Below are 15,560 nucleotides of genomic sequence, written 5' to 3' on the forward strand. Positions count from 1 at the left end.
GGCTCAGGCCTTTCCGGCGGCGGTAACGGGGGCCAGCGCATCGGACAGCGCCGCGACCGCGATCATCCGGTTCATCGCATCGCTGGGATTGTCGATGCGGAAACCGAGGCCGCGGGCGAGGGCGGTCGCCCGCGCGCTCGCCAGGATCTGCAGGCACGCCTGCCCGATCCGCGACACCTCGACCCCGTCGCAGTGGATGTCCTCACCCCGCTGGATGCGGGCGAGCAGGGCCTGACGCAGCGGGCCGGCGGCGTCGGTATCGAGGGTGGTCGGCAGCGGATGGGCAGGCATGGGGTGGTCCTTCGCGAATGACGGCTGGCTGGATCAGAATTCCGACCAGTCGTCCGTCGCGACGGCGACGGCAGCGGACCCGTTGCGGCGCGACTGGCTCGCGATCCGGCGGCCGGCGTCGGCGGCACGCTGTTGCAGCTGATGCACGACCGGACGGCCCGACGGCAGCGCGGCGCCGGCCGCACCCTGGCCGGCGTTCGCGTCGATCTTGAATCGCGACACGTGACGGGCGAGTTCGTCGGCCTCGGCCGCGAGGCTGCGTGCGGCGGCGGTCGATTCCTCGACCATCGCGGCGTTCTGCTGGGTGACGCCGTCCATCTCGCTGACCGCGGTGTTGACCTGCTGCAGGCCGGTCGCCTGCTGTTCGGCGGCGACCGCGATCTGGCCGACCAGCGTGTTGATCTCGGCGATGCGTGCGATGATGCGGTCCAGCGCCTTGCCGGTTTCGCTCACCAGTTCGACGCCGGTATCGACCTGCTGGGTCGATGCGGTGATGCGCGTCTTGACGTCCTTGGCGGCGTCCGCCGAGCGCTGCGCCAGCGCGCGCACTTCCGATGCGACGACCGCGAAGCCGCGGCCCGCCTCGCCCGCGCGGGCCGCCTCGACGCCCGCGTTGAGCGCGAGCAGGTTGGTCTGGAACGCGATCCCGTCGATGACCGAGATGATCTCGGAAATCTCGTTCGAGGCGCGCTCGATATCGCTCATCGCCTGCACCGCGCGACGGACGACCTCGCCCGACCGTTCGGCCTCGACGCGGGCGTCCTCGACGACGCCGTTGGCGCGCACCGCACCCGCGGCGGTCTGGCGGACGGTCGAGGTGATCTCGTCCATCGCGGCGGCCGTTTCCTCGAGGCTGGCGGCCTGCTGTTCGGTGCGCTGCGACAGGTCGTCCGACGCCTGGCGGATGTCGGTCGCGCCGCTGTTGATGCCGTTGGTGGCCTCGGTCACCGCGCTCATCGTCGACGCGACCGCGTCCATCGCGCGGTTATAGTCGGTGCGCAGCCGCTCGTAATCGGCCGGGAACGCCTGGTCGATGCGATAGCTGAGGTCGCTGGATACCAGCCGGTCCAGCCCTTCGCCCAGCGCGCCGACGACGACCTGCTGCGACGTTGCGGCCGCCTGGACGTTTTCGGCGTTGACCTTGAACACCTCCATCGCCCGGGTCATCCGGCCGACGCAGTCGCGATAGTCGGTATAGGCGATCGGCGTGGCGAGGTCGCCCGCGGCGAGGCCTTCCATACGCGCGACCGTGGCGACATAGGGATCGGTTATCATCTTGCCGCTGGCGAGGACGATGGCGACCGTCAGCACGAACAGCGTGCCGGCGACGCCGAGGTACACCATCGCCTCTGCCGGACTGGCCTTTGCGGCAAGATAGGTGGTGGCGACGCCCGCGCCGGCTACGGTGCCGTGAATCGCCAGGAGCACTTTGAACTTGGTACGGATCGGTGCCGTTTTTTCAAACCAAGAGAACATTCGCAGATCCTTCGCTACCTGCGAGGGACCATCCCGGGCAGGCTAAGGATCACGAATCGATCCTTATGTGCGTTCTGGACCTAATTGCCTAAATTCGTATTAAACACGCCCGATATGGACATGACCCCTGTCGGATAATCGCTACGCCTTGCGCGCCCGGGCCACGGCATGGTCGACCGCCCGCGCGGTGAGCGCCATGAAGGTCAGCGACGGATTGACGCAGGCGACCGAGGCCATCTGCGCGCCATCGGTGACGTAGAGGTTGCTCGCTGCATGCGCCTGGCTCCACGCGTTGAGCACCGATTTGCGCGGATCGCGGCCCATGCGCGCGCCGCCCATCTCGTGGATCGCGTCGCCGGGGACGTGTTCGCCCTCGGTGCTGGTGACGTTGGCGAGGCCCGCGCCGCGCAGCATCGCCTCGCCCTGCGTCCGCGCGTCCGCCATCATCCGCAGCTCGTTGTCGCGGAAAGTGACGTCGAAGCGCATCAGCGGCATCCCGAACCGGTCGACTTTGGTGGGGTGCAGCGACACGCGGTTGTCCGCATAGGGCAGGCATTCGCCGAACGCCATCATGCCGAACTTCCACGGACCATAGCGGCGCATGCCGTGTTTCATCGTCGCGCCGAAGCCGACCGGGCCGAGTGGATCGCGGCGCGCGCTGCCCTGATAGCCATAGCCGCGCTTGAAGCCGACGCCCTCCTCGCCGCCGATGTTGCGGAAGCGCGGAATGTAGACGCCGCCCGGCCGCCGGCCATATTCGATCAGGTCCTGCATCCCTGGAATCTCGCCGTTGATGCTGACGCGGAAGATATGGTCCATCACGTAGCGGCCGAGCGTGTTGCTCTCATCGAAATGGCTGCGCTCGCCGCCGGGCGCGCGCGAATTCATCAGGATCTGGGTCGAGGCCATCGCCGAGGCGCAGAGGAAGACGATGTCGGCCCGCACCACCTCCGCCTGACCCGTCTTCGCATCGACGAAGCGGACGCCGGTGACGCGCTTGCCTGCCGCGTCATAGTCGAGGCTGGTGACCACCGCGTCCGACCGCAGCGTCAGCCGCCCGGTCGCGCGCGCCGCGGGCAGGGTGACCGCCTGCGTCGAGAAATAGGCGCCGAACGAACAGCCGTTGCTGCACTGGTTGCGGAACTGGCATTTGGTGCGGTTCTGCTCCGGTTTGTCCTCGGTCATGTTGGACAGGCGGGTGTTGATGAGCTTGCGCCCGGGGAATTGCGTCTCCAGCCGCTGCTTCAGCCACGTCTCCGCGACGTTCATCGGCATCGGCGGCTGGAACTCGCTGTCGGGCAGATAGGGCAGGTTCTCGCGCGAACCCGACACGCCGATATATTTCTCGACATAGCTGTACCAGGGCGCGACGTCGTCATAGCCGATCGGCCATTCGCCATCGACGCCGTCGCGCTTGTTCGCGGCGAAGTCCTCGGGCGCCCAGCGGAACGTCCAGCGCCCCCAGATCAGGGACTTGCCGCCCACCGCGGCGGGCCGGATCCAGTAGAATTTGCTGCCCTCGTCATAGGCATAGGGGTTGAGCCGGTCATCGTTGTAGAAGCTGCGGTTGCTCGGCGCGACATAGCCGTGCTTCGAGATGAAATAGTCGCTGTCGACCAGCGCCTTGGGCATCACGTTGCGCGCCGGCACCTCATAGGCGGGCTTGCCGTCATAGGGATAGCCCTCGGCATGTTCGACCATCGTGCCGCGGTCGAGCATCAGCACGCGCATGCCCTTTTCGGTCAGTTCCTTGGCGGCGAACCCGCCGCTGATGCCCGATCCGATGACGATCGCGTCGAACCTGTCGGTGGCAGCCATGATGATCCCCTCCCAGGGTTATGTGGTCAGACGCGCAGGGCGCGCAGCGTCCGGAAGCTGGTCGTGATGTCGGGCAGATAGGGCGCGGGCGCGCGATCGTTCTCGACGTAGAAATGGCGGACGCCTGCGGCGCCCTTCAGCCGGAACAGCCGGGCGAAGTCGGTCTTGCCCGCGCCCACCGCGGCCATGTCGCCGTCGGCGCGCGTATCCTTGACGTGGAAGGCGTAGAGGCGACGGCCGAGCCGCTCGATCAGCGCCGCCGGATCGACGCCGGCATGCGCGACCCAATAGAGGTCGAGCTCCACCGTCACCAGCGCCGGATCGGTGTCCTTGAGGAACCGGTCGTACAGGCTGACGCCGCCGGGGCGGTTGGTGAATTCGAAATCGTGGTTGTGATAGGCGAAGCCGAGCCCGGCCGTCTTCAGGTCGGCGGCGATGCGGTTGAAGTTCGGCAGCGCCGCCTGCCACGCGGCCTCGTTGCGATGCTCGTCGGTCATATAGGGCAGCACGACGGTGTCGGCACCCAGCGTCTTCGCCATCGCCACCGATGCGTCGAACCGGCCGAGCAGCGCGTCATAGGCGATGTGGACCGACGGCGCCTTCAGCCCGAGCCGATCCATCGTCCGGCGCAGCATCGCATGGTCCATGGCGTCATAGCCGCCACCGCCATATTCGACTTCGCGATAGCCGATACGCGCCACCGCCTCCAGCGTTGCGACCGGGTCCTTCTGGAACAGCTCGCGCACCGTATAGAGCTGCAGCCCGATCGCGCCGAGCCGGGCGGCGGCGGCGATGCCGGGCAGGGTGAGTGCCGGCAGCGCGACGGCGCCGGCGAGCAGGTGCCTGCGATCGAGGATCATGCGCTATAGACCTTGTTGACCTGAGCATAGGGGAAGGCGCCGTTGTATTCGCCCGGCACCGGCAGATATTCGCGTTCCTGGGTGATCCCGATCTCCGACGTATAATAGCCGGTGATGACGAGCTGGCGGAAGGCAGTGAAGAACAGGCCGCCGCCCGGGATCCGGTCGTCCATCGCCAGCGTCAGCAGCGCGTCCTGCTGCGCCGGCGTCGCCTGTGCGGCCGCAACCCTGTAATCCTGCACGCTGCGCGCCTCGATCGCGTCGAGGCCGGCGAGGATCGGCACGCGGTCGGCGGGATAGGCCCAGTCGGCGAGCAGCTTCTCGATATAGGCCGGCACGCCCGCGGCGATCGCGCCCGGCGTGTCGGTGGTCGGGATGACGCGTTCGCTGAGCGCGGTCATCAGCGCGCGCTGGGGCGCGGTGAACACCGCGGCGCTCGGCGGGCCTTCGCTGATCGTCGGCAGCGTGCCCGGCACCAGCCCGGCGGCGCGCGCGATCGGCGCGAAGACCGTCGTCCCGAACAAGGCGGCGACGCCGGCGAGCGCGGTCCTGCGGTCGATCATTGCGGCTCTCCTGTCCTCGATTGCGTCATGCCTGGTCGATCGTGCGATAGGCGGCGATCAGGCGGTCCTCGCCGGCGCGGCCCGGAACCGAATTGCCATGTTCCATGCCGATCACCCCGGCATAGCGTCTAACGCGCAGCCATTTGACGATATTGGCGAAATTGACCTCGCCCGTGCCCGGCTCCTTGCGGCCTGGATTGTCGCCGAACTGGATGTAGCCGACCTCGTCCCAGCACATGTCCAGCGTCGGGATCAGATTCCCCGACTGGATCTGCTCGTGATACAGGTCGGCGAGGATCTTGACCGCCGGGCTGTTCGCGCCGCGCGCCACCGCATAGCCCTGCGCGATCGAGCGCATATAGACGCCGGGGTGGTTGGTGCGGGTGTTGAGCGGCTCCATCACCATCGCGATGCCGTGCGGCGCGACGATGTCGCCGGCGCGGCGCATGACGTCGATGACGCGCGCGGTCTGGATGTCGACCGGCACCTTGGGATCCGTGAAGCCGGTGACGACGGTCATCCGCGTCGCGTCGAGCCGCTTGGCGACCGGGATCGACGCGCGGATATCGGCGAGGAACGCCTCGCGCTCCGCCCCGTCGTTGGCGCCGAGCAGAGGGCGGGACTGCGACCATTTCGGCATGCTGGCGACGAACACGCCCATCGTCATGTTTCGCTGGCGCAGCGCCTTCGCCATCGCCTCCTGCTCGGCGACCGGCCGGCCCGCCGCCTCATTGTCCTCCCAGGCGGTAAAGCCCTGGTCGGCGGCATAGGCGATCTGTTCGATCCGGTCGCCGCGGCTGGCGAAGCTGCCCTCGTGCGGCGCGAAGCCGAGCGAGAAGCGCGCGGCGTTCGACCGGCGGCCCTGCGCCATGGCCAGACCGGAGGCGCCGGCGGCGGCGGCACCCGCGGCGATCAGCGTGCGGCGGGAGAGGGTCATTTCGCGCCTTCCGCCTTCAGATAGGCGATGATCGTCGCGCGCTTCGCCGCATCGGGCGTGGCGATCGGCATGCGGGTGCCGGGCACGACCTTCGCCGGGCCGGCGAGATAGGTGTCGAGCGTCTTCTCGTCCCAGCGCAGCTTGCTCGCCTTCATCGCGGGCGAATAGTTGAAGCCGGGCGCCGCCGCGGCGGGCCGGCCGACGACGCCGTACAGGTTCGGGCCGATGCCGTTGCGCCCGCCCTTGTTGACCGTGTGACAGGCGCGGCAGGCGGCGAAGGCGGGCGGCGCGGCGGCCGCCGTCGTCTGCGCGAGGGTGGGCGCGGCGACGGCGAGCAGCGCCGCACTGGCGATCGTGCCCGCGCCAAGGGCCAGCAACAATTTCATTCGGTCTCTCCCGAGGGGATAGTCGTCCATTTCCGGTCCGATGCGGCATTGGCGACGATGGCGTCGATGAAGGCCATCGTGCGCAACCCGTCGCCGACGCCCGGATACCAGGCGTCCTCGCCCCGGATCGTCGCGGCGAAGGCGCGGTAGAGGTTGGCGAAGGCCTCGATATAGCCCTCCGGATGCCCCGACGGCGTGCGCAGCAGCGCGCCGGTGCGGGGATCGAGGCCGGGACCGCCGGCGCGGATCGTCTCGGCCGGGCGATCGAGCCAGCGCAGCGTCAGCGTGTTCGGCTCCATCTGCGCCCATTCGAGCCCGCCCCGCTCGCCATGGATGCGCAGTTTGAGCCCGTTTTCCTCGCCGGCCGCGACCTGGCTTGCCTTGAGCAGCCCGCGCGCGCCATTGTTGAAGCGCAGCAGCGCGCCGACGTCGTCGTCGAGCCGGCGCCCGGCGACGTGCGTGGCGAGATCGGCGGCGACCGCCTCGACCCGCAGTCCGGAGACATGCTCGGCGAGATGGAAGGCATGCGTCCCGATATCGCCGAGGCAGCCGCCGGGGCCGGCCTGCGCGGGGTCGGTGCGCCACGCCGCCTGTTTGTTGCCCTCGCCGTCGATCGGCAGGCTGAGCCAGCCCTGCAGATATTCGACCTGCACCAGCCGGATCGCGCCGAGGTCGCCGCGCGCGACGCGGACCCGCGCCTCCTCCACCAGCGGATAGCCGCTATAGGTGAAGGCGAGCGCGAACCGGCGTCCGCTCGCCTCGGCGGCGGCGGCGATGGCGCGCGCTTCGTCGCTGCTGATCGCCATCGGCTTTTCGCAGAAGACGTGGAATCCCGCCTCCAGCGCGGCGATCGCCATCGGCGCGTGCAGGTGGTTGGGGGTGACGATCGCGAGCGCATCGATCCGCTCGTCCGCGGGCAGCGCGGCCTCGCCGGCGATCAGCGCGTCGATCGAGGCATAGGCGCGCGCCGGATCGAGGCCGAGCGCGGCGCCGCTGCGCCGGCTGCGATCGGCATCGGTGCTGAACGCCCCCGCGACCAGCCGCCAGTCGCCGTCGAGCGCCGCGGCCTTGCGGTGGACGGCGCCGATGAACGCGCCCTCGCCACCGCCGGCCATGCCGAGCCGGAGCGGATGCCGCGTCGCCGTCATGCCGCGTCCCCGGGCAGGCCGAGGAACGCGCGGATCGCCGCGCGGTCGACGCCGCTCGCGGCGAAATCGTCGAACGGGTGATCGGTCAGCCGGATGATGTGATCCCGGATGAAGGGCGCGCCCTCGCGCGCGCCGTCGTCGCTGCGTTTCAGCGCGCACTCCCATTCGAGGACCGCCCAGCCCTGATAGCCATATTGCGCCAACTTACTGAAGATGGGCGTGAAATCAACATGCCCGTCGCCCAGCGAACGGAACCGGCCGGCACGATCGACCCAATTCTGATAGCCGCCATAGACGCCCGACCGGCCGGTCGGGTTGAACTCGGCATCCTTGACGTGGAAGCAGGAAATCCGGTCGTGATAGCGGTCGATGAAGTCGAGATAGTCGAGCTGTTGCAGCACGAAATGCGACGGGTCGAACAGCAGGCGCGCGCGCGGGTGGCCGCCGACCGCCTCGAGGAAGCGTTCCCAGCTCGCGCCGTCGTGCAGATCCTCGCCGGGGTGGACCTCGAACGCGCAATCGACGCCGGCGTCCGCGAACACGTTAAGGATCGGCAGCCAGCGCCGGGCGAGTTCGGCGAACGCCTCCTCGACCAGTCCGGCGGGGCGCTGCGGCCAGGGATAGACATAGGGCCAGGCGAGTGCGCCGGAGAAGGTCGCATGCGCCTTGAGGCCCAGCCTGGCGCTGGCGCGCGCGGCGAGCGTGACCTGTTCGACCGCCCAGCGCTGGCGCTCGGCGGGCCTGCCGTGCACCTCGGGCGGGGCGAAGCCGTCGAACAGCGCGTCATAGGCGGGGTGCACCGCGACCAGCTGCCCCTGCAGATGCGTCGACAATTCGGTGATCGCGATATCGTGCTGCGCGAGCATGCCGGTCAGGTCGTCGCAATAGGCCTGGCTCTCCGCCGCCTGACGCAGGTCGATCAGCCGCGAATCGCACGGGATCTGGACGCCGGCATAGCCGAGGCCCGACGCCCAGCGCGCGAGATTCTCCAGCGTGTCGAACGGCGGCGCATCGCCGAGGAATTGGGCGAGGAAGATGCCCGGCCCCTGCATCGCGGTCACGCCATCACCCCCTTGCGATCGTCCCGGAAGGTGAGCTGGAACAGCAGCGCGATCAGCGCCGCGGCGATCGCGGGATACCACCACATCGCATGCCAGTCGGCGATCGTCGGGTTGGCGGGCAGCTGCGCATAGAGCGCCGCGCCGATCTGCGACCCCAGCAGCATGCCGACGCCATAGGTGAACAGGGTCAGCATCCCCTGCGCCTGCGCATTCACGCCCTTGGGCGTGGCGATCGTGCCGGTGTAGATCGCGCCGGCGACGAAGAAGAAATCGTAGCAGACGCCGTGCAGCGCGACGCCCAGATAGACCGCCCACAGCCCCGCACCGCCGTCGCCGATCGCGAACAGCGCATAGCGCAGCGCCCAGGCGGCCATGCCGACCAGCAGCAGCGGCTTCACCCCGAAGCGGCGATAGAGCCACGGCATGGAGAACATGAAGACGAGTTCGGACATCTGGCCGATCGCCAGCGTGCCGCCGACGTTGCTCATCCCCGCGGCGCCGACATAAGGCGAGGCATAGGCATAATACATCGCCAGCGGGATCGAGATCAGCGTCGCGCACAGAATGAAGATCAGGAACGAGCGCTGCCGCATCAGCCCGAACGCCTCGACGCACAGCACCTGCCGCAGCACGCTCTCGTCGCGCGGCGCGTCGGCGGAGACGTTGGGCAGGGTGAAGCTGTAGAGGCCGAGCGCGACCGAGACGATGGCCGCGACCTGGAAGATCGCCGGGCTGGCGGACAGGCCCGCCCAGCCGACGATCAGCCCCGCGGCGATCCAGCCCAGCGTGCCGAAGGCGCGGACGAAGGGGAAATTGTCGGTCCGCTCGCCGAAGCTCTTGAGCGCGATCGTGTTGGCGAGGCCGACGGTCGGCATGTAGAGGATCATATAGCCGAGCAGCAGCCAGACGAAGGTCGCGCCATGTTCCGGCGTTACCAGCGCGGGCAGCGCGAACAGGATGGCGCCGCCGACCAGATGCAGGATCACCATCAGCATGCGCGGCGCGACGTAGCGGGCGGCGGCCATGCCGAGCAGGAACGATCCGACGATCGAGGCGATCGGCCCGACCGAAAAGGCGTTGCCGATCAGGCTGCCGATGCCGACCGTCTGCATGACGAGGCCGAGCGTGACGTTCCACGCGCCCCAGACGAAGAACTGCATGAACATCAGCGCGCTGAGCCGGCCGGTCAGCCAGCCGTCGGCCCCGGGCACGGCCCTGGTTCCATCAGCGTTCGCAGCACCTTGCGCTATGGCCATCGCCATCCCCTCCATCGCAGTTTGCCTGCTTGACGGGGATCAGGCTAGGCAGGTCCTCCAACGATGTAAAGGATTACATACGATCGCGATCGACAGCGTCACCGTCCCGATCCATGACCGCGCGATGCCGACGATCATCGACGTCGCCGCCCGGGCGGGCGTGTCCACCGCGACGGTGTCGCGCGTGCTCAGCCAGCCCGATCGCGTCGCCGAATCGACCCGCCACCGGGTGCTGGAGGCGGTGCGCGCGCTCGGCTACCGGCCCAATGTCGCGGCGCGGACCTTGCGCACGCTGCGGGCCGCCAGGATCCTGCTGACCGTGCCCGACATCTCCAACCCGTTCTTCGCCAGCGTCATCCGCGGCGCGGAGGAGGCGGCGCGCGATGCCGGCTATGCGGTGGTCGTCGGCGACACGCGCCACGACCCGGAGGTCGAGGATCAATATGCCGAGATGCTGTCGCGGCGCGAGGTCGACGGGCTGATCTTCCTCGGCCATCGCCTGCCCGCCAGCCTCGCGCCGCTGCTCGCGCAGCAGGGCGCGGCCGCGCCGATCGTCAACGGCTGCGAATACAGCCCCGACATCGGCGTGCCGAGCGTCCATATCGACAATGCGGCGGCGAGTGCGGCGATGGTCGATCATCTGGTGTCGCTCGGGCATCGTGCGATCGGCCTCGTCACCGGCCCGGCGATCAGCCCGATCAGCCGCGACCGCCTGGCGGGTGCGATGGCGGCGGCGCAGCGGGCCGGGCTGGCGGAGCAAGTGGCGGTGCGGACCGGCGACTATTCGGCGCGGTCGGGGTTCGAGCAGGCGGCGGCGCTGCTCGACGCGGGCGTCACCGCGCTGTTCTGCTTCAGCGACGAAATGGCGCTGGGGGCGATCGCCGCGGTCGCGGCGCGCGGACTGTCCTGCCCCGGCGACATCTCCGTGGCGGGGTTCGACGACCTGCCGCTCGCCCGCTATTTCCAGCCGCCGCTGACCACGATTGCCCAGCCCAAGGCGATGATCGGCCGCCGCACCGTCGAACTGCTCGTCGCCATCCTGCGCAACGTCAAGAGTCCGAGCCGCCACGTCACCCTCGATCACGAACTGGTCGTCCGCGGCAGCACCGCGCGGGTGCCCTGACGGAAGGTGGGGGAGGGCGTCAGTCCGGGATGCGCAGGCCGTCGACCAGGGTGTCGATCAGCCGGGCGACGCTCGCCTGCCAGCCGGGCTGGTCGCGCAGCATACACATGCCGACGACCGCGAGCAGCAATTCCTCGCCGCGGATGTCCGGCCGGACCCGGCCGGCGCGCACCGCGCGGTCGAGCAGCGCGTCGAGCGCGCCGGTCAGCGATCCCGTCCAGCGCGCCGAGATCGCCGACGTCGTGTCGGCGGCCAGTGCGAAGGCGGCGATCATCCCCTTCTTGGTCGCGACCATGTCGACCATCGCGTGCAGCCAGCGGCGCAGGTCCGCGACCGGATCGCCGCTGTCGGTCGCCGCATCGGCCAGTGCGACCAGCTGCTCGATGTCACGCCGATAGACCGCCTCGTACAGCGCCTCGCGCGTCGGAAAGTGGCGGTAGAGCGTGCCGATGCCGAACCCCGCCTCGCGCACCACGGCCTCGAGGCTCGCGGCGGCGCCGTCCCGCGCGAACACGGCCTTAGCGGCGGTCACCAGCGTTTCGCGATTGCGCGTCGCATCGGCTCTCGTCCGGCGTGTCGGGCGTGTCGGCGCAGTCTCCATCCCTGATCCGTCATACCCCTTTGAAAAAGCACCGTTGAAAAACGGAGGCATCCTCCGTATAAACGGCCCGGGCATCCTTGCTATCATAACTCGATCGGAGTCGCGGCATGACATTCTCCATCGGCCTGACGATCAACCGCCAGCATCACGCGATCACGCTCGACGATCCGCGCGTCACCCTGCTCGACCTCGTGCGCGAGCGGCTGCACCTGACCGGCACCAAAAAGGGCTGCGACCGCGGGCAGTGCGGCGCCTGCACGATGCTGGTCGACGGACGGCGGATCAACGCCTGCCTCGCGCTGGCGCTCAGCCATGACGGCGCCGAGGTGCTGACGATCGAGGGCGTCGCCGACGGCGATACGCTGCACCCCGTGCAACAGGCGTTCATCGCGCATGACGGCTTCCAGTGCGGCTTCTGCACGCCCGGCCAGATCATGAGCGCGATCGGCCTGATCGCCGAGGGGCAGGCGGGCGACGACCCCGAGCGGGTGCGCGAGGGGATGAGCGGCAACCTGTGCCGCTGCGGCGCCTACAAGGGGATCACCGAGGCGGTCTGCACCGCGCAGCGCGCGATGGCGGCGGGAGAGCTCGCATGAACCGCTTCGACTATCATCGACCGACGAGCGTCGCGGAGGCGGTCGGCGCCGGCAGCGCGGACGGCGCGGCCTATCTGGGGGCGGGGACCAATTTGCTCGACCTGATGAAGGGCGGGGTGACGCAGCCGGTGCGGCTGGTCGACCTGACGAGGCTGCCCGGACTCGACGGGATCGAGACGCTGGCCAATGGCGACGTCAGGATCGGCGCGCTCGTTCGCAACAGCACGCTCGCCTTCGATCCCGGCTTCGCCGCGCGCTTCCCGGCGGTGGCCGAGGCGCTGCTGTCGGGCGCGTCGCCGCAGCTGCGCAACGCCGCGACGGTCGGCGGCAACCTGCTGCAACGTACCCGCTGCGCCTATTTCTACGACACCGCCAGCGCCTGCAACCGGCGCGTGCCGGGATCGGGCTGCGACGCGCGCGACGGCGAGAACCGGCTGCACGCGGTGCTCGGCTGGAGCGAGCAATGCATCGCGACGCATCCCTCCGATTTCTGCGTGCCGCTGGTCGCGCTCGACGCGATCGTCGAGGTCGAGGGCGTCGACGGTCGCCGCGACGTGCCGCTCGCCGCGCTGCACCGCCTGCCCGGCGACACGCCGCATGTCGAAACCGCCCTCATGCCCGGCGAACTGATCGTCGCGATCCGGCTGCCCGCCGCGGCGGGCGCGTTCGCCGCGCACCAGCGCTACATCAAGGTGCGCGAGCGGACCTCCTATGCCTTCGCGGTCGTCTCCGCGGCGGCAGCGCTCGACATCGCCGACGGCCGCATCCGCGCCGGCCGGCTGGCGCTGGGCGGGGTCGCGGCCAGACCGTGGCGCGCCGCGGCCGCCGAGGCGTTGCTCACCGGGGAGGCGCCGACCCGCGCCACCTTCGAACGAGCGGCGGAGGCCGCGCTCGCCGATGCGCGCGCCTCCGGCGACAATGGCTACAAGATCGCGCTCGCACGCCGCATCGCGGTCCGCGCGCTGATCCGCGCCGCGGCGGGCACGCCCGACCGCCTGCCGCCGTTACCCGCCTCGCCCTTCGCCGCCGCTGCCGGAGAAATCGATCATGGCTGACCTGACGCTGACGCCCGCTCCGCTCCACCGCCGCCACGGCTCCAATATCGGTCAGCCGCTGACCCGCGCCGAGGGGATGCTGAAGGTCACCGGCCGCGCGGCCTATGCCGCCGATGCCCACCCCGACGGCCTGCTGCACGCGGTGATGCGGGTCGCGACGATCGCCAACGGCCGCGTCGTCGGCATGAACGTCGCCGCGGCACAGGCGCACCCCGGCGTCGTCGCGGTGATGACCCCCGCCAACCGCCCGCCGCTGGCAATGGACCCGGACGCGAAGGAGCATCCCTTCATGTTCCGGCTCGACCTGCTGCAGAACGACCGCGTCCGCTATCCCGGACAGGCGATCGCGGTGGTGATCGCCGAGACGCTGGAGGCGGCGACCGAGGGCGCGGCGCTGCTGGCGCCGACCTATGACGCGGAGGCGCCGCTGATCGGCCTCGACGCCGCCGACCCGTTCGTGCCGCCGGTCGTCGGCGCGGGCGCGCCCGCCGCCGCGGCGACGGGGGACCTCGATGCCGGGCTGGCCGATGCGGCGGTGCGGATCGCGGCGCGCTACGAGACGCCGGCGCAATATCACAACCCGATGGAGCCGCATGCGATCGTCGCCGCCTGGGACGGCGACACGCTGTCGATCGACATGCCGAGTCAGGGCATGGCGATGGCGCAGGGCCGCATCGCCGGGCTGTTCGGCATCGATCCCGCCGGCATCCATATCCGCAGCCCGTTCCTCGGCGGCGGCTTCGGATCGAAGGGGATGGTGGCCGGGCCGATGGTGCTCGGCATCCTCGCCGCGCGGCTGGTCGACCGGCCGGTCAAGCTCGTGCTGCGCCGCGAGCATATGTACGGCGCGGTCAGCCACCGCGGCCAGACCCGGCAGGACCTGCGCATCGGCGCCGACGCGGACGGGCGGCTGACCGCGCTCGGCCATCACACCCGCACCGTGTCGAGCGTGTTCGACGATTTCTTCGAACCCTCGTCCAACACCAGCCAGTCGGTCTATGCGGCGGGTGCGATCGCGACCAGCCACGACGTCGTCCGCGTCCATTCGGGCACGCCCGGCTTCATGCGCGCGCCGGGCGAGGCGAGCGGATCGATCGCGCTCGAATGCGCGATCGACGAGGCGGCCTATGCCTGCGGGATGGACCCGCTCGCCTTCCGCCTCGCCAATTATGCCGAGGTCGATCCGCTCGACGGCAAGCCCTTTTCCTCCAAGGCGCTGCGCGAATGCTATGCGCAGGCCGCGGCGCGCTTCGGCTGGTCCGACCGGCCGTTGCAGCCGCGCACGATGCGCGATGCCGACGGGCTGCTGGTCGGCTGGGGCATGGGCACCGCGATCTTCCCGGCGCTGATGTTCGAGGGCAACGCCCGCGCGGTGATTCGCGACGACGGGCGCGGGACGGTGGAGATCGGCGCGCACGACATGGGGCAGGGCGCGTGGACCGCGCTGGCGCAGATCGCCGCCGACAGCCTCGGGCTCGATATGGCCGACACCGACTTCCGCTCGGGCAGCTCCGACCTGCCCGATGCCGGCATCGCCGGCGGATCGGGGCATACCGCGACCGCGGGCATGGCGATCCACGAGGCCGGCGCCGCGGTGATCGACGCGCTCGCCGCGCTGGCGGTCGACCGGCCGGATTCGCCGCTCTACGGCGCGGGCAATGCCGGCGTGGTCGCCCGCGACGGGCATCTGTATCGCCGCGACGACGAGAGCCGCGGCGAAAGCTATGCCGCGATCCTGCGCCGCGCCGGCAAGACGGAGGTGGAGGGCAACGGCCATGCCGCCGCCGACCCGGCAAGCGAGGCCTATTCGAAGCACGCGCACGGCGCGGTCTTCGCCGAGGTGAAGGTCGATCCCGAACTGGGTCAGGTGCGCGCGACGCGGCTGGTCGGCGCCTTTGCCGCGGGGCGGATCATCAACCCGCGCATGGTCGACAGCCAGCTGTACGGCGGCATGATCTGGGGCGTGTCGTTCGCGCTGCACGAGGCGGCGGTGGTCGATCCGCGCAGCGGCCGGGTGATGAACCCGAACCTCGGCGAATACCATGTACCCGTGAACGCCGACGTGCCCTCGCTCGAATGCATCCAGATTCCCGAGGAGGACGCCCACGTCAACGCGCTCGGGATCAAGGGCGTCGGTGAGATCGGCATCACCGGCAGCGCCGGCGCGGTCGCGAATGCGGTCTGGCACGCCACTGGGGTCCGCCCACGCCGCTTCCCGATCGCGATCGAGACGTTGGTGTAAGCGGCCCCCATCCTCACCTTTTCTCCGGCTTCGCCGTCTCTTCCCTCTCCCGCCGGGAGAGGGAAGAGACGCGTAGCGCCGAAAGGGTGAGGGCGAGCGCGGAACGCTGGCGTTACCGCCAGATCTGGCACGCCACCGGGGTCCGCC

Annotated in this window: 15 protein-coding genes; 4 read left to right on the forward strand and 11 right to left on the reverse strand. The window is 69.9% G+C overall.

Features of this window, described 5'->3' with window-relative positions; translation table 11 throughout:
- Nucleotides 1-3: 3 nt before the first annotated feature.
- The 10 genes from B2515_RS06790 to B2515_RS06835 all read right to left on the reverse strand — a co-directional run bounded on the left by B2515_RS06790 (nt 4) and on the right by B2515_RS06835 (nt 9,751).
- Entirely contained in the window at nt 4-291 is a 288-nt protein-coding gene (locus tag B2515_RS06790; RefSeq protein WP_293875113.1) for an STAS domain-containing protein, read from the reverse strand.
- Between the two features lie 33 nt (nt 292-324).
- The gene (locus B2515_RS06795; protein ID WP_293875114.1) at nt 325-1,767 is read right to left on the reverse strand and encodes a methyl-accepting chemotaxis protein; all 1,443 of its coding nucleotides are present in this window, start codon (nt 1,765-1,767) and stop codon (nt 325-327) included.
- Between the two features lie 141 nt (nt 1,768-1,908).
- Nucleotides 1,909-3,585 carry a GMC family oxidoreductase gene (locus B2515_RS06800; RefSeq protein WP_293875115.1) on the reverse strand — a complete coding sequence of 559 codons (1,677 nt, stop codon included), beginning with the start codon at nt 3,583-3,585 and terminating at the stop codon, nt 1,909-1,911.
- 26 nt (nt 3,586-3,611) lie between these two features.
- Nucleotides 3,612-4,445, reverse strand: a complete 834-nt coding sequence (locus B2515_RS06805) for a sugar phosphate isomerase/epimerase family protein (protein ID WP_293875116.1) — start codon at nt 4,443-4,445, stop codon at nt 3,612-3,614.
- Entirely contained in the window at nt 4,442-5,008 is a 567-nt protein-coding gene (locus B2515_RS06810; RefSeq protein ID WP_293875117.1) for a gluconate 2-dehydrogenase subunit 3 family protein, read from the reverse strand. The genes B2515_RS06805 and B2515_RS06810 overlap by 4 nt, the downstream gene beginning before the upstream one ends.
- Before the next feature lie 25 nt (nt 5,009-5,033).
- A complete protein-coding gene (locus tag B2515_RS06815) occupies nt 5,034-5,945 on the reverse strand; it encodes a hydroxypyruvate isomerase family protein (RefSeq protein ID WP_293875118.1) in 912 nt (303 codons plus the stop codon).
- Complete coding sequence (locus B2515_RS06820; RefSeq protein ID WP_293875119.1) at nt 5,942-6,331, reverse strand: c-type cytochrome; 390 nt, start codon at nt 6,329-6,331, stop codon at nt 5,942-5,944. The genes B2515_RS06815 and B2515_RS06820 overlap by 4 nt, the downstream gene beginning before the upstream one ends.
- Complete coding sequence (locus tag B2515_RS06825; protein WP_293875120.1) at nt 6,328-7,479, reverse strand: Gfo/Idh/MocA family protein; 1,152 nt, start codon at nt 7,477-7,479, stop codon at nt 6,328-6,330. Before B2515_RS06825 ends, B2515_RS06820 begins: the two co-directional genes overlap by 4 nt.
- A complete protein-coding gene (locus B2515_RS06830) occupies nt 7,476-8,531 on the reverse strand; it encodes a sugar phosphate isomerase/epimerase family protein (protein WP_414711371.1) in 1,056 nt (351 codons plus the stop codon). The genes B2515_RS06825 and B2515_RS06830 overlap by 4 nt, the downstream gene beginning before the upstream one ends.
- Before the next feature lie 5 nt (nt 8,532-8,536).
- Complete coding sequence (locus B2515_RS06835) at nt 8,537-9,751, reverse strand: MFS transporter (RefSeq protein ID WP_293875122.1); 1,215 nt, start codon at nt 9,749-9,751, stop codon at nt 8,537-8,539.
- Nucleotides 9,752-9,920: 169 nt separating this feature from the next.
- On the opposite strand from B2515_RS06835, the gene B2515_RS06840 reads away from it, so the two are divergent.
- Complete coding sequence (locus tag B2515_RS06840) at nt 9,921-10,919, forward strand: LacI family DNA-binding transcriptional regulator (RefSeq protein WP_293875124.1); 999 nt, start codon at nt 9,921-9,923, stop codon at nt 10,917-10,919.
- Between the two features lie 19 nt (nt 10,920-10,938).
- On the opposite strand, the gene B2515_RS06845 is transcribed toward B2515_RS06840, so the two are convergent.
- Nucleotides 10,939-11,451 carry a TetR/AcrR family transcriptional regulator gene (locus B2515_RS06845; protein ID WP_293875125.1) on the reverse strand — a complete coding sequence of 171 codons (513 nt, stop codon included), beginning with the start codon at nt 11,449-11,451 and terminating at the stop codon, nt 10,939-10,941.
- Nucleotides 11,452-11,627: 176 nt separating this feature from the next.
- On the opposite strand from B2515_RS06845, the gene B2515_RS06850 reads away from it, so the two are divergent.
- The 3 genes from B2515_RS06850 to B2515_RS06860 are packed head-to-tail and all read left to right on the forward strand — an operon-like array spanning nt 11,628 to nt 15,413.
- A complete protein-coding gene (locus B2515_RS06850; protein ID WP_293875126.1) occupies nt 11,628-12,116 on the forward strand; it encodes a (2Fe-2S)-binding protein in 489 nt (162 codons plus the stop codon).
- Complete coding sequence (locus B2515_RS06855; RefSeq protein WP_293875129.1) at nt 12,113-13,171, forward strand: FAD binding domain-containing protein; 1,059 nt, start codon at nt 12,113-12,115, stop codon at nt 13,169-13,171. Before B2515_RS06850 ends, B2515_RS06855 begins: the two co-directional genes overlap by 4 nt.
- Nucleotides 13,164-15,413, forward strand: coding sequence for a xanthine dehydrogenase family protein molybdopterin-binding subunit (locus B2515_RS06860; protein WP_293875132.1), 2,250 nt, complete (start codon nt 13,164-13,166; stop codon nt 15,411-15,413). The genes B2515_RS06855 and B2515_RS06860 overlap by 8 nt, the downstream gene beginning before the upstream one ends.
- Nucleotides 15,414-15,560: the final 147 nt, after the last annotated feature.

This window comes from Sphingomonas sp. UBA978 (assembly GCF_002292295.1).
Classification (GTDB): Bacteria; Pseudomonadota; Alphaproteobacteria; order Sphingomonadales; family Sphingomonadaceae; genus Sphingomonas.

Bases quoted from the DNA above. Each gene is read 5' to 3' on its own strand.
- B2515_RS06820 (WP_293875119.1), bottom strand. From the start codon at position 6,331: ATGAAATTGTTGCTGGCCCTTGGCGCGGGCACGATCGCCAGTGCGGCG.
- B2515_RS06830 (WP_414711371.1), bottom strand. From the start codon at position 8,531: ATGCAGGGGCCGGGCATCTTCCTCGCCCAATTCCTCGGCGATGCGCCG.
- B2515_RS06850 (WP_293875126.1), top strand. From the start codon at position 11,628: ATGACATTCTCCATCGGCCTGACGATCAACCGCCAGCATCACGCGATC.
- B2515_RS06815 (WP_293875118.1), bottom strand. From the start codon at position 5,945: ATGACCCTCTCCCGCCGCACGCTGATCGCCGCGGGTGCCGCCGCCGCC.
- B2515_RS06840 (WP_293875124.1), top strand. From the start codon at position 9,921: ATGCCGACGATCATCGACGTCGCCGCCCGGGCGGGCGTGTCCACCGCG.
- B2515_RS06860 (WP_293875132.1), top strand. From the start codon at position 13,164: ATGGCTGACCTGACGCTGACGCCCGCTCCGCTCCACCGCCGCCACGGC.
- B2515_RS06855 (WP_293875129.1), top strand. From the start codon at position 12,113: ATGAACCGCTTCGACTATCATCGACCGACGAGCGTCGCGGAGGCGGTC.
- B2515_RS06825 (WP_293875120.1), bottom strand. From the start codon at position 7,479: ATGACGGCGACGCGGCATCCGCTCCGGCTCGGCATGGCCGGCGGTGGC.
- B2515_RS06805 (WP_293875116.1), bottom strand. From the start codon at position 4,445: ATGATCCTCGATCGCAGGCACCTGCTCGCCGGCGCCGTCGCGCTGCCG.
- B2515_RS06810 (WP_293875117.1), bottom strand. From the start codon at position 5,008: ATGATCGACCGCAGGACCGCGCTCGCCGGCGTCGCCGCCTTGTTCGGG.
- B2515_RS06795 (WP_293875114.1), bottom strand. From the start codon at position 1,767: ATGTTCTCTTGGTTTGAAAAAACGGCACCGATCCGTACCAAGTTCAAA.
- B2515_RS06790 (WP_293875113.1), bottom strand. From the start codon at position 291: ATGCCTGCCCATCCGCTGCCGACCACCCTCGATACCGACGCCGCCGGC.
- B2515_RS06800 (WP_293875115.1), bottom strand. From the start codon at position 3,585: ATGGCTGCCACCGACAGGTTCGACGCGATCGTCATCGGATCGGGCATC.